Raw genomic sequence first — 14,815 nt, 5'->3', positions numbered from 1 at the left:
AGTATGCAATTATCATTAGAAGGGAAAAACGCCGTGATCTGCGGAAGCAGCCAGGGTATTGGGCTGGCCATCGCCGAAGAACTGGCATTGCTGGGCGCTAATTGCACCCTCATGGCCAGAAATGAAGCGTCTTTAAAAGCTGCGGTGAAAACCCTGGATGTAACCTTGCGGCAACAACATAATTACCTGGTAGCCGATTTCACCAAAACCGATGAGGTAAAACAGGCTATACAGCAGCATGTACAACAGCATCCCGTGCATATCCTCATCAACAATACAGGCGGGCCGGCACCCGGCTCGGTGCTCGATGCCACGGAAGAAGTTTTTGTACAGGCATTTAATCAGCACCTGATCGTAAATCAATTGCTGGTGCAGGCGGTAATTCCTTCTATGAAGGCAGCCCATTATGGCCGCATCATAAATATAATATCTACCTCTATTCGCATTCCCATCACCGGCCTGGCCGTATCGGGTACAGTACGGGGCGCAGTAGCCGTGTGGTCGAAAATACTGGCCAATGAAGTAGGGCAGTTCAATATAACCGTGAACAATATTTTACCCGGTTCAACCAGAACCCAACGCCTGGAAAGTCTGATACAGAACAATGCCAAAAAGCGGGGCGTGTCAACCGAAGCGATTGAACACGAAATGCAACAGGAAATACCCATGAAGCGCTTTGGCGAAGCAGCAGAACTTGCGGCAGTAGCAGCCTTCCTGGCTTCCCCGGCCGCTTCTTATGTAAATGGCGTCAGCATTCCGGTTGATGGTGGAAAAACCGGCTCTCTATAAACCTGAACCCAATAACCTAAGAACATAATAACCCAGGAACCAAAGAACCAGAACCAACAAAAACTACATGCAATTTCAAAATACGCGGGCATTTGCCTGTGAACTGGACCAACAAGACGAACTGCGCTCATTCCGGGATGAATTTATAATGCCGGTAATAAACGGCCGGCAACAGATCTATTTCCTCGGCAACTCCCTGGGCCTGCAACCCAAACGCACCAAAGAATACCTGCAACAGGTGTTGAACAAATGGGCCAATTATGGCGTGGAAGGTTTTTTTATGGGCGAAGAACCCTGGTTGCAATACCATGATCATCTTACCGGGCCATTGTCAGCCATTGTAGGCGCGTTGCCGCACGAAGTGGTGGCCATGAACCAGCTTACGGTAAACCTGCATTTGCTGCTGGTATCATTTTATAAACCCGATCAAAAACGATACAAAATCATTTGTGAGGCCAAGGCATTTCCCAGCGATCAGTATATGCTGGAAACGCATGTAAAGTATTGTGGCCTCAACCCCGATGAGGTGCTTATTGAGGTAGGTCCCCGTGCAGGCGAACATACCATCCGTCACGAAGATATTCTGCATGCCATACAACAACATAAAGACGAACTGGCCCTGGTATTATGGGGCGGGTTGAATTATTATACTGGTCAGCTGTTTGATATGGCGGCTATTACCAAAGCGGCACAGGCTGTGGGCGCCAAAGTGGGGTTCGATCTGGCGCATGCAGCCGGTAACGTGCCTTTGCAATTGCACAACTGGAATGTGGATTTTGCTGCCTGGTGCAGTTATAAATACATCAACTCAGGCCCCGGTGGCATTGGCGGTGCCTATATTCATGAACGTTACCACAATGATACTTCTTTGCCGCGTTTTGCAGGCTGGTGGGGATACGATAAAGCCACCCGCTTCCTGATGCAGAAAGGGTTTAATCCTACGCGTACGGCCGAAGGCTGGCAATTAAGCACGCCATCACCGCTGTTGTATTCGATGCACCGGGCGGCGCTGGATCTTTTTACAGAAGCGGGGTTCGATAAGTTGCAAAAGAAAAGACAGTTATTAAACCAATGGCTGTGGTTCCTGCTCGATGAGTTGAACAACGAGCAAAAAGCACCGGTGGTTGAATTTATTACACCCCGCAACGAAGCGGAAAGAGGCTGCCAGGTATCGATGCTGATGTTACAACAGGGGAAACAGGTCTTTGACGAACTGGCCCGGGCGGGTGTTATAGTCGACTGGCGCGAACCCAATGTAATAAGGCTGGCACCTGTACCTTTGTACAATAGTTTTGAGGAAGTATGGCAATTCACTAATATCTTGCGACAAATTTTACAACTCCAACACGCATGACAAGGCAGCAACTGGTTGAACAAATACGCACCAAAAGATCATACCTCGTAGTAGGGCTGGATACGGATATTACCAGGATCCCCAGACACCTGTTGTCTGCACCCGATCCGGTATTTGAGTTTAACCGGCAGATCATCGATGCCACCAAAGATCATTGTGTAGGGTATAAGATCAATACTGCTTTTTATGAAGCACAGGGTTTGGCCGGCTGGCAGGCGATGGAAAAAACAGCCGCCTATATTCCTTCCACCCATTTCAAAATAGCCGATGCCAAACGCGGTGATATTGGCAACACCAGTTCCCAATATGCCAAAGCGTTCTTTGAAGCATTGCCTTTCGATGCAATAACAGTTGCACCCTATATGGGCGCCGACAGTGTATTGCCGTTCCTGGAGTACAAAGACAAATGGACCATTGTATTGGGATTAACTTCCAATACGGGTGCCCGTGACTTTGAATTACAAAAAGCAGGGGAGGAATTGCTGTACGAAAAGGTACTGCGTACTGCCGCGCAATGGGGCAATGCTGATCAGTTGATGTTTGTGATAGGCGCTACCCAGGCTTCCGAGTTTACCAATATCCGCGCTATCACCCCCAACCATTTTTACCTGGTGCCCGGGGTAGGGGCCCAGGGTGGTAGTTTGAAAGAGATCTCTGAAAAGGCCATGAATAAAGACGTAGGGCTGCTGGTAAACGCAAGCCGGGCCGTTATTTATGCTTCCGGTAAGGAAGACTTTGCTGATAAGGCAAAGCAGGTTGCCAGCGAATACCAGCAGGAAATGGCCGGTTACCTGTAATATGTATATTTTTCCATTCTATTTTACTTACATAAGGGATTTAATTTCACACACTTCCATTTGATAAATGTGAATTATTTTTTTATTATCGGACGGGGTTATACACAATTGTAATCACTAAAACGCGTTCTTATGAAGTTCGCGACGTAAAGATACCAGCTGAGTTTTGCCCAGGCAGTTATCGGTTATTTGAACCCGGTAACGAAAATGTACTAAGCAGTTACCTGTAGTTGTACGTTGCCCGGCTGAGAATGAAGGAGGTATACGAACGTTAAAACCCTAACCACCCTAATGCCGTACCCGCCCCTGTTTGAATGATTCATTCATACATGGGTATGTTGTTGTGCAGGGGAACCATTAATCAATTATCGACTATGTACTGATAATTGGTTTTAAGTTCTAATTATAAATAAGATAAACGAGATCCGATATCCTATTGAAATTAAAATCCAATCATCGGCTATGCGAAAAATTTTACGCGGGCACGTAATTAATATCAATTTTCTCTTTACCCTTTGTTTAGGTTTTGCTTTTTCTGCAACCCATGCACAGGTGTCCGGTACGTTTACCATCAATTCGGCCGCCCCAACCGACGTACCTGGTGGCGGAACAAACTTCCAAACATTTTCAGCTGCAGCAGCTTATTTGTCCAGTGGCACTATTGTAGGTCCCGTGACCTTTAACGTAGTGGCGCTGAGTGGACCGTATACCGAACAGGTAGTGTTGAACAACATTGCCGGTACGGCTGCCAATCCAATTATATTCAATTGTAATGGGGTAACACTTACCTTCCTTTCTACCAATACCAACAGCCGCGCCGGTTTTAAGTTGAATAATACCGACTATGTAACCATCGATAACCTGGTGGTTAAACCGAAGGCTGCCAGTACCAATCAGTATGGATGTGGCTTTCATTTATTGAACGATGCCGACAACAATACCATCAAAAACTGTCAGGTCCTCAGTAAAGTTGTTACTTCGCTGCCTGAAGCTTCAACGGGTGTAGTGATCAATGGAAATGATAAAAACCCCAGAGACCCCGGTCCTAACAATTGTGATAATAATCTGATCACACAAAATGTTTTCGACGGTTGTGGTTATGGCTTATTCCTCGCATCTGATTATAATGTCTCAAATCCTGTGTTCATGGACGGGAATCGAGTGACAAAGAACACCATCAGCAACTTTTATTACACCGGCATTGAATTGGATAATAACAGCAATGCCGTGATAGATGGAAATAAATTTACAGGGGGCGATAATCTTGGTGGAACGGTTGGTATAGACCTGGAAAAACAGGCTCATAAAGTGTCAGTTATAAACAACCGTTTTTATGACTGGATCATTGATCCATTATTCGGTTTTTCTGAGCTTTATGGCATCGTCGTGAATGCACAAGGTGTTGCCGGTCAGGAAAACCTCATCGCTAATAACGCGATGTATAACTGGTCATCCGGCGATCAGGGAATGCAGTATGGGATCACTGCCACTGGCGCAACTTATGCTAATATATATCATAACACAATATCACTGGATGACCAAACCGAGGTAGGCGAGGAAACATATGGTGTGTCGCTGCAAAACGTTAGCAATATTAATTTCATGAACAATGTCGTTTCCGTAAGCAGGAAGACAGTGGGTGTCAATTATGGTATTTACACAGATAATGTCTCTCCGGTATTTGCCAGCGATCATAACGTGATTTATGTGGCTAAAGCGGTAGCTCCGGGAAAGGCCTTTTTCGGTAATTGGGCCAATAACTTTGCTGATAACCTGGCTATTTGGCAAACCAATTCAGGGAACGACTTCTTTTCAACAGCCGTAAACCCGGTCTTTGCCAATGCCGCAGGAGGCAATTTAGCACCTAATACCCAGTCTATAGATAATATGGGTTTGAATGTTGGTATCGGTTCCGATATTAACGCTATTGCACGTAGCACCAAAAGCCCCGACCCCGGATGTTTGGAATATACATCGGCGCCCTGTGGAGGGCCTTTTGTAGGCGGTGCCCCGATAATTACCCCCGATTCGGCTTTTTGTCAGGGCCCAACAGTGGAAATGGCCGTAATTGGTAATACAGCAGGGGGCGGACAAACCTATACCTGGCAAACATCTACCGCACAATCTGGTACTTATACAAACATATCCGGTGCGCTCGATTATCCCTATTTAAAAGTAACACCGACTTCCTCTTTTTACTACCGGGTAGCAATAGCCTGCGGAGCCACAACGTATTATTCTTCTCCCATGAAGGTGCTGGTTTCTACTCCGCTTACCCCGGGTACTTATACCATCAATAAGGCATTGCCCACAGGTGGGATTAATTACAACAGCTTCACTGATGCGGTGGCTGCTTTGCAATGTGGTCTCAATGGCTCCGTGGTATTCAGTGTAGTCAGTGGCAGCGGACCTTATAATGAGCAGGTGACCATTCCTGTAGTAAGCACGGCTTCCAACAGAACCATTACATTCAGTGGTAATGGTGAAAAACTTACTTTTGCCACCAACAGTACAAAAACCTCCGTGTTAAAGCTGGATGGCGCTGATTACATTACCATCGACAGCCTTAATATTGTGCCACAGGGAGCTACAAACGGGTTTGGATTCGGCATCCTGATAACAAACGATGCTGATAATAACACTATTAAACGGTGTGTAATAGATCTCAACCAAACATCACCCAGTACCAATTACGGTGGTATTATAATGAACGCAAAGGAGAACGATCCTACCAATGACGCTGCTGAGAATTATTGTGATAATAACCTTATTGCCTATAACACAGTGAACGGAGGTTTCCATGGTATAACCTGTGCTACCAAATCCCTCGTATCTGCGGGACCTACTTCAGTAGGCAATACAATAAGAGGTAATAAATTATATGATAACAGCGGCTACGGGATCTATACAGCTGGTAGTGGAAACATGTTGATCGACAGTAATGACATCAGTCACCCTACCCGGACTTCCTTCTCGAATACATTTTTTGCGATCATTGCAAAAAATGTGAATCTTGGGTTGACTATTACAAAGAACAGGATCCATAACCTGTTTGAAAAAGCACCGGCGAATACTAACCAGTTAACCGGAATAGCAATTATTACTGTACCGGGTGATGCTGCGCAACCGAATGTGGTCAGCAATAATTTATTATATAGTTATAAGGGCTTGGGCTTGCAAGAGGGCCTGTATACTTTAAGCTCCAATTACCTGAAATTTTATCACAATACGGTTTCCCTGGAAGACACGGCTGCCTTCTCAGTAAATGAGACCCGTGGATTTGGGTTGTATGGTCCCTCTAGTGTAGGAGTAGAGTTTAAGAATAACAGCATTGTTGTAAAACGTGGTGGTGACAGACAGAAATATGCCATCTACCTCGACCAAAACGATAGCGGCCTGGTGGCTAATTATAACAACTATTATATGCGGTCGCCTTTGGGGTACGATACCGTTGGTTACATGGGCACCAGGATCTATAAAACCCTTGATAGCTGGCTGTTTACCCGCAAGGATTCCAGTTCAATCAACATCGATCCTGTATATAATGATATTGCAAAAGGTGATCTTACTCCTACCAAGCTCCTGTTTGAGAACAGAGGGTTTGGTGTAGGCATCACCACCGATCAGCAGAATAATAACAGGGACGCATCAAAACCGGATATCGGCGCTATTGAGTTTACCATCTGTAGCCCCCTCACCAACCCCGTTGTTACTGTTGAAGATGCACAACCCAATATTATCAAGTTTGCCTGGAACCGGGTTATCAATTCTACTGGTTACCGGGTATCGCGCGACAACCTTAACTGGGCTATACCCAGCTCGGGGGCACAAGGGCTGAGCCATACCGTTACCGGTTTAAAATCTACAGATACGGTAACATTATGGGTAAAGGCACTGGGTACCCGGGTCGATTGTCCTGATTATACCTCTATTAAAGGAGCCAAGGCGCTCACCGATGGAGTGTTTGTACCTAACACCTTTACACCAAATGGCGATGGTCACAACGACGTTTTCCAGGTGTACAGCGCTGTAACCAAAACGGTCCGCTGGATGGTATTTAACCAATGGGGTGAAAAAGTATTTGAATCCAATGATATAAACGGCACATGGGATGGCTTTTATAAAGGTAAACCCCAACCCGTAGGCGTATATGTATATGTGGTATCAGGTATGTTATCAAATGGTACCAAAGTAACCAAAAAAGGAACCTTTAATCTAGTCCGGTAAAATAACCTAAAAACTGTTGGTAATGCGACGATATCTTGTAAAAACCAGCTTGTTACTGTTGACGCTTGCTGCAACAATAACAGGACATTCACAAACAGATCCTCATTTTTCGCAATACTATGCCTATCCGTTATGGCTGAACCCCGGATTAACGGGCGCCATTGACGGTAACTACCGCGTTACAGCCATGTACCGCAGCCAGTGGGGTGGTGTTAGTAACCCATTTGCAACACCGGGCATTTCGGCAGATATTGTAACAAATAAGAATGTAAGCCTTGGCCTGAACGTAATGAACCAGCGGGCAGGTAACATTGGGTACAGCTACCTGACCGGGTATGCTTCCATGGCCTACAACGGCGTTCGCTTCGGCTATCACCAGATCTCCATGGGTATGGCATTGGGTGTGCTTAATCGCCGTTTCGATCCCACCAAGTTCCAAACGGGTGAACAATGGCGCAATACAACCGGTTTCGATCCTACCCAGGGTACCGGGGAAGCGTTGAGTAAAACATCGGCCATTGCATTCGATGCAGGGGTTGGTGCGGTATACTATGATGGAACACCCGGTAAAAAAGCCAACCTGTTCGGCGGTGTGTCTGCTTACCATTTAACACAACCAACAGATCCTTTCTTTGCCACCAATGGTGAAAAAATGCCCATGCGCCTCACGGTTCATGGCGGCTTAAAATACAATGTAAATGAGGACTTCAGCATTACGCCCAACCTGTTGTATATGAAGCAGGGTGCAAGTTCAGAGAAAATGGTAGGCGCCTATGCCCAAATGCGGGTAAATGAAGTGACCGACTTTTTAGTGGGTGGCAACTACCGGTTTAAAGATGCCTTTGCCCCGTATGTGGGTGTTTATTATAAGAATTATATGATCAGTGCGAGTTACGATGTAAACACATCTGAACTGGGTAAGGTAGGCGGCAATGCCAATAACTTTGAAATTTCCCTGACGCTTATTGGCCGCAAAGCAGTGAAACAGGATGCTGTGCCGTTTGTGTGTCCGAGATTGTAATCAACACATAAAGACAAAGCAGTATCAGGGAATCATAACATTAACAATAGCAAATTGATCATACATGATTAAGCATCTACTAATAATTGCCGGTTTGGGATTGTCTGCGGCTGCGGTACAGGGGCAGGCAAGCAACTTTAAACGGGTGGCAGAGCAGTTTTATGCCAAAGGCGATTATTATTCAGCCGCACACTACTATGAAAAGTACTTAAGTGGAAAAACACCCACCCATTCAGGTTACAATGCCTACGTGGTACAAAAGCAGGGTGCTGTGTTGATCAATCACAACGATTTAGGCGGTCTCGACGCGACCCTGCTGTATAAAATGGGCGATTGTTATTACAATCTGAACGATTTTATACATGCCGAGCAATGGTATAAATTATTGCTGCAAAAAGATTCCACCTCCCATCCGCTGGCCCGTTACTATTATGGCATTTGTTTGCGCGCCAATGGTAACTATAATATTGCGCAGCAGCAGTTGAGCCAGTTTGTGAAAGAGAATACCGAAGGGGAGCAATACAACAAACAGGCCCAGCAGGAGATCGATAATTGTGTATTTATTCAGCAGCAGCTGAGCTATGGCCCTACCGGGGTAAAAATTGAAAGACTCAACAACACCATCAATAAAGAAGGGGCTAACTATGCAGCCAGCTGGTTAAACAACAACACCCTGGCATTTACCTCCACCCGCGCTGAGGGATATAACAATGCCCTGTACACCGCAGCTTTTCAGGGCGAAAGTGATTTCAGCAAAGTGGAAAGGATGAACGTATCGGCACCCAAAAATATCCAACAGGGTACCCCGGCCTTTACACCCGATGGTTCCAGAATGTTCTTTACAGGCTGGGTAGTGAAGAATGGTAAAAAACTGTCAGCCATTTATACCAGTGAGCAAAATAATGGCCGCTGGAGCGAACCGGCGCTGATCGATGGAAAGCTTACCGAAGAATCTTTCAACTCAAGACAGCCCCAGGTAACCCCTGATGGAAGATACCTGATATTCTCCAGCGACCGCACAGACGGTATCGGCGGTTTCGACATCTGGTATGCCACCCTCGATAGCAAAGGCATGCCTGGCCAGATAACCAATGCCGGGCCGGCAATTAATACCACCGGCGATGAAGAAGCGCCATTTTACCATGGCCCTACGCAATCCCTGGTATTTTCATCAAATGGAAGAACCGGTATGGGCGGGTTCGACCTGTACAGTTCTACCGGTAATTTCACCGGTTCCTGGACGGTGTCTATGAACCTGGGCTACCCGGTGAATTCTGAAAAAGACGATATGTATCTTATAAGCCGCGGCAAAGGTTTGCTCGAAGATGCGATCTTCAGCACCGACCGGGCTTCCCTCTGCTGTCTGGAATTATTCTCCATACATAAAAACTACCACCAGGTATTTACCGGGGTAGTGCTGGATTGTGATACCAAAAAGCCGCTCGAAGGCGCTATCGTTTCCGCAAAAGACCCCCGTGGTAATGAAGTGGCTATGATAAAAACCCAGGCTGGCGGTCGTTATACCATTCAAACCGATGCAGGGATTGCCCTTACCATCAATGGTACCCTGGAAGAATACCAGGGCGGTTTGCTGACGGCTTACCCATCCAAAGGCGATACGGTGTATGCCCAGGAGTTATGTCTGGTTAAAAAACCCGATCCGTTCAAAAACAAAACCGAAGTTACCTACCAGATCGTGTTTGAGTTAAAAACAGAGATCGCCAAGGAATCGTATCCATATCTCGACCTAATCGCCACTTATTTGAAAGCCAACCCGGCTGTGGTACTGGAAATAGATGTGCATACCGACGGTTTGGGTTCGGTTAAATCGAACGAGTTCCTGGCGAAAGGCCGGGCCAATGCCTGCGCCGAGTACCTGATCAACGCCGGCGTATCGGGCCGGCAGTTGAAACCAGTAGGATTTGGTGAGTGCTGTCCGATAGAAAAAGAAACTACGCCCGACGGAAAAGACATTCCGGAAGCGCGCGAGAAGAACAGACGCGTAGTGTTTAAGATGCTGAATAATGGTACAACCATCAACAATGGCACACCTATCATTAACGGCGCTCAGAACACCAACTAGAACAGACAAACGCCCACCGGCACCCGATAAGGCCATCCTTTAAATAGATAAACGGCCTTTTCCCACCTGACTGGGTAGCATGGCGGAAAAGTACTATAACAAAAAGCCCCCGGAATTCGGCATGATCGAATACTCCGGGGGCCTTATTTTTGCCCATACATGCTGGTTTTTTTTTTGTTAAATTTATTAGGGCTGCGGCATTGCCCGGAGGGGGCGGAGAGAAATGTGTTTTGGGAAAAAATTAACCTTCTTTTTTTGGAGGAATGTCATATTAAATCCATAGAGTATAAAAATCCTTAAATTGCATTAATACCCAGCGTTTAAAGGCTTTTTTACGTATAGAGCATAGATCATCTACTTAATCAAAATTTACATTTTATGAAACACGTCTTCTCAGTTCTCTCTGTTGCCTGTGTTGCATTTTTCACGCTCTTTTTATCAACGACCAACGTAAGCTGTAAAAAAGGCGATACGGGTCCAAAAGGAGATACAGGTGTGGCCAATGCAATATATTCACCCTGGATCGATGTACAGTTTACAGACGGGGCTCTTGTAAGACCCGGCGATACAGTTGCAGTAGCTACTATTCCGGCCCCTCAGATCACCAAAGATGTGCTTGATAAAGGCCTGGTAAAAGTGTATGCTAATTTTGGTACGGCTGCAGATCCTAATATCGTGGCTATCCCTTATCTGGAACCAACAGGATACTTTTGGGTGAATGCAAATTTTGAAGTTGGAAACATTAACCTGTCTTCCAGCTGGGATGCTGATTTCAGCGCTCCCTACCGTTATATCATTATCACAGGAACTGTTCCTACCAACGGACGCCAGAATGTAAATTGGAACGATTATAACGAAGTGAAAAAGTTATACAACATCAAGGACTAAGAAAGCTGAATCAGACACAGTTGTCCCCTTCAGAAACCATTCTTTTCCCGTTTGGCGGGATGTAAAAGAATAAGCGAATTCTCAACTCAGTGTTCACTACAATATTTGACCTGCCAGGCCGTGCATTTTTCAATGCACTGGCCTGACTGGTTAAAGGGGGAGCCATAAGGGCCGCCCCGGGTGTATTAATCTATTATTCTTCAGTAATCAAAAACTAATTGCTATGCGTTTTATGCAAAACGCTTTTGAGGCAAAGGCATTTCAGGCAACCTGCAAAAGACTGTTCCTGTTGGTACTGGTAGCTGGTTGTTTGCCGGTGACTACCCACGCATTTGACATTCCCTATCATATAAATAAAACCCGGTTCTTCCAGGATTCCTCCATTTTAAGAGGAAAGATAACCTCTGCAGAGGATGGGATCGTGCTGCCTCAGGTATCTGTACAGAACCTGGTGAGCGGCAGGGGAACGTTTTCCAATTCCCAGGGTGAGTTTGCCATCGGCGCCCGCCGCGGCGATAGCATCCGCATCTCCTATGCCGGCAAAAGCCCGCAAACCATCACCTTCCGGGGCGAAAAGTTTATAGAAATCCATATGACCGAAGGCGGCAAAGCCCTGTCGGAAGTAATTGTAACCGGTTTCCAGACCATCGAAAAAAAGAAATTTGCCGGTTCAGCAGCTACCGTGAAAATGGATGACGCCAAGCTGAACGGCCAGACTGATATCAGCCGCATGCTCGAAGGACGGGCAGCCGGTGTATCGGTTCAAAACGTATCGGGCACCTTTGGTGCAGCCCCCAAAGTACGGGTGCGCGGCGCCACCTCCATCAACGGTGATAACAAACCATTATGGGTGGTAGATGGCGTAGTGCTCGAAGACATCGTAAACATCTCGAATGACCAGCTTTCGAGCGGTGACCCCACAACCCTGTTAGGTTCTGCGGTAGCCGGCTTAAACGCAAACGACATCGAAAGCTTCGACATATTAAAAGACGCCTCTGCTGCTGCCCTGTATGGTGCCCGCGCCATGAACGGGGTAGTGGTGATCACTACTAAAAAAGGCCGTCAGGGAAAACCCAGCATTAATTACATCGGTAACTTCAGTACCTATCTGAAACCTTCCTACAGTAATTTCAATATCATGAACTCTGCCCAGCAAATGTCGGTACTGGCCGAGCTGGAGCGGAAAGGAAGTCTCAATCCCAACATCCTCGACCGGGCAGACAATGGCGTGTACGGCAAAATGTACGACCTCATCAACACGCCCAATGCCGATAACTCCGGGTTTATGCTGGCAAATACCCAGCCTGCCAAAAAAGATTTTTTAACCCGTTACGCACAGGCTAATACCGACTGGTTCGATCTGTTGTTCCGCAACAACTTCATGCAGGAGCATTCATTGAGCGTTTCCGGCGGTACCGACCGGTCTCAATCCTACTTCTCTACCAGTTATTATGGCGATAACGGCTGGACTACGGCCGATAAAGTAAGCCGCTACACCCTTAACTTCCGTAACAACTATAAGTTCAGCGATAAAGTATCGGCAGATTTCACCACAGTAGGTTCCGTACGCGAACAAAAAGCACCCGGCGCCCTAAGCCGTCAAAGCAACCCGGTTGAAGGCAGTTATGATCGCGACTTCGACATCAACCCCTTCAGCTATGCCCTTAACACCAGCCGCACCCTAACGGCCTTTGATCAAAATGGCAACCGGGAATATTTCCGTCGCAACTTCGCTCCGTTCAACATTCTTACCGAACTGGAGAACAACTATATGGACCTGCGCGTGATTGACCTGCGTTTACAGGGAAGTTTGAACTACAAGATCACACCCGATTTGCGGTATGAATTTGTAGGCGCCCTGCGGTATGTAAAATCGAGCCGTGAACACCAGATCACCGAAAGCTCCAATATGGCCAATGCTTACCGGGCAGCCGGAACATCGACCATTAAACAAAACAATAAGTTCCTGTACAAAGATCCTGAAGATCCCAATGCAGAACCGGTGGTGGTGTTGCCTTATGGTGGATTTTATAACCGCGTAGAAGACCAGCTGATCAACTACGATTTCCGCAACAGCCTTAACTACACTAAAACGTTCAACGATATTCATTCCGTGAGCCTGCTGGTTGGTCAGCAGGTGAAGTATGCCGACAGGCAGAACTTCAACAGTACCGGTTACGGTTACCAGTACGAGAACGGCGGCGTTCCTTTTATTGACTACCGCATTCTGAAACAAACCATCGAAAACAACTTCCCATACTATGGTATGTCGAAGGATTATGACCGGTTTGTGGCTTTTTACGGATCAGGCACCTATACGTATAACTCCCGTTATAACTTAACCGGAACCGTGCGCTATGACGGATCGAACAGACTGGGTAAATCAACAACCGCCCGCTGGCTGCCAACCTGGAGTGTGGCCGGTTCATGGAATATGGAGCAGGAAAAATTCATGGAGAACGTAACCTGGGTGGATGCGGTTACCGTACGCGGCAGCTACGGGTTAACAGCCAGCATGGGACCTGCTACCAATTCACAGATTGTATTGAAGAACCTCATTACCAACAGAACCTATTTAAACGAAAGGGAGTCGGTGATACAACTGGCTAACCTGGAAAATTCAGAACTTACCTGGGAGAAATTGTATACCGCCAACGCCGGTATCGATGCCACCCTGTTGAACAGACGCCTCAATTTCAGTGTGGATGTTTACCACCGCAATAGCTTCGACCTCATAAGCCTGGTTAAAACATCGGGTGTTGGTGGCGAACCTTATAAAGCAGCCAACTATGCCGATCTGGAATCACAGGGTATTGAATTGCTGGTAGGCTATGTGATCGTAAACAATAAGAACTTTAAATGGCGCACCAACCTTACTGCCGGTTATAATACCAACAAAATAACCAACGCTAAAAACGAACCAAACATTTTTGACCTGGTACAGGCAGAAGGTGGCAATAAAGAAGGGTACCCCGTACGCAGTTTGTTCTCGCTTAATTTTAAAGGGCTGGAACCTTTTACCGGTACACCACAGTTTACCGATGAAACAGGTAAAACTGCGAACAATGTGTACCTGCAGGACCAAAATACCAGTTACCTGGTATATGAAGGCCCTGTTGATCCCCGGTTAACCGGTGGTTTGTTGAACAGCTTCAGCTACAAAGATTTTACCCTGAGCGTCTTCATTACTTACCAGGCAGGCAACAAGATCAGGTTGTACCCCGCATTCAAGAATTCCTATACCGATCTGGATGCTATGCCTAAAGAGTTTTATGACCGCTGGTCAATGCCCGGAGATGAGAAATACACGACCGTTCCTTCCATCCTGGGAGCTTTTGAACAATCGCAACTGCAAGGTGCCACTCCGTATAATAACTACAATTATTCAACGGCCCGCGTAGCCAGTGGCGATATGGTAAGGTTGAAGAACATCTCCCTTGGCTGGCAGGTGCCCCAACGGATAATCAGAAGAATGGGTTTAAGCAGCCTGAATCTGCAGGCCGTATCGAACAACCCCTGGCTCATTTATTCAGATAAAAAATTAAATGGACAGGATCCTGAATTCTTCAATACCGGTGGTATTGCACAACCCATTCAAAAACAGTTTACGTTCTCTTTGAAACTGGGGATATAATCAGGTGTGAAACGAAAAAAGG

General features: G+C 46.4%; 8 protein-coding genes. All 8 read left to right on the top strand.

The window, feature by feature from the left end:
- Window positions 1–3: 3 nt before the first annotated feature.
- The 8 genes from BMX95_RS30505 (at window position 4) to BMX95_RS30470 (ending at window position 14,793) form a co-directional block, all read left to right on the top strand.
- Window positions 4–789 carry an SDR family oxidoreductase gene (locus BMX95_RS30505; protein WP_081198439.1) on the top strand — a complete coding sequence of 262 codons (786 nt, stop codon included), beginning with the start codon at window positions 4–6 and terminating at the stop codon, window positions 787–789.
- Between the two features lie 67 nt (window positions 790–856).
- The gene (gene kynU, locus BMX95_RS30500) at window positions 857–2,143 is read left to right on the top strand and encodes a kynureninase (protein ID WP_081198440.1); all 1,287 of its coding nucleotides are present in this window, start codon (window positions 857–859) and stop codon (window positions 2,141–2,143) included.
- Window positions 2,140–2,940 carry an orotidine-5'-phosphate decarboxylase gene (gene pyrF, locus BMX95_RS30495; protein ID WP_081198441.1) on the top strand — a complete coding sequence of 267 codons (801 nt, stop codon included), beginning with the start codon at window positions 2,140–2,142 and terminating at the stop codon, window positions 2,938–2,940. The genes kynU and pyrF overlap by 4 nt, the downstream gene beginning before the upstream one ends.
- Window positions 2,941–3,402: 462 nt before the next feature.
- On the top strand, window positions 3,403–7,167 hold the full coding sequence (locus BMX95_RS30490) for a T9SS type B sorting domain-containing protein (protein WP_081198442.1): 3,765 nt from the start codon (window positions 3,403–3,405) through the stop codon (window positions 7,165–7,167).
- 22 nt (window positions 7,168–7,189) lie between these two features.
- Window positions 7,190–8,188 (top strand): PorP/SprF family type IX secretion system membrane protein, encoded by a 999-nt coding sequence (locus tag BMX95_RS30485; protein WP_081198443.1) that lies wholly within the window; start codon window positions 7,190–7,192, stop codon window positions 8,186–8,188.
- A 64-nt stretch (window positions 8,189–8,252) separates the two neighbouring features.
- Window positions 8,253–10,271: an OmpA family protein gene (locus tag BMX95_RS30480; protein ID WP_081198444.1), complete on the top strand. Its 2,019-nt coding sequence runs from the start codon at window positions 8,253–8,255 to the stop codon at window positions 10,269–10,271.
- Between the two features lie 378 nt (window positions 10,272–10,649).
- Entirely contained in the window at window positions 10,650–11,159 is a 510-nt protein-coding gene (locus tag BMX95_RS30475; protein ID WP_081198445.1) for a hypothetical protein, read from the top strand.
- A 223-nt stretch (window positions 11,160–11,382) separates the two neighbouring features.
- A complete protein-coding gene (locus BMX95_RS30470) occupies window positions 11,383–14,793 on the top strand; it encodes a SusC/RagA family TonB-linked outer membrane protein (RefSeq protein WP_081198446.1) in 3,411 nt (1,136 codons plus the stop codon).
- The last annotated feature ends 22 nt before the right edge of the window (window positions 14,794–14,815 follow it).

Source organism: Niastella yeongjuensis (genome assembly GCF_900110245.1).
GTDB classification, from domain to species: Bacteria; Bacteroidota; Bacteroidia; order Chitinophagales; family Chitinophagaceae; genus Niastella; species Niastella yeongjuensis.
Note: the sequence above shows the minus strand (reverse complement) of the source record. Positions and strands in the feature narration are given on the sequence as shown.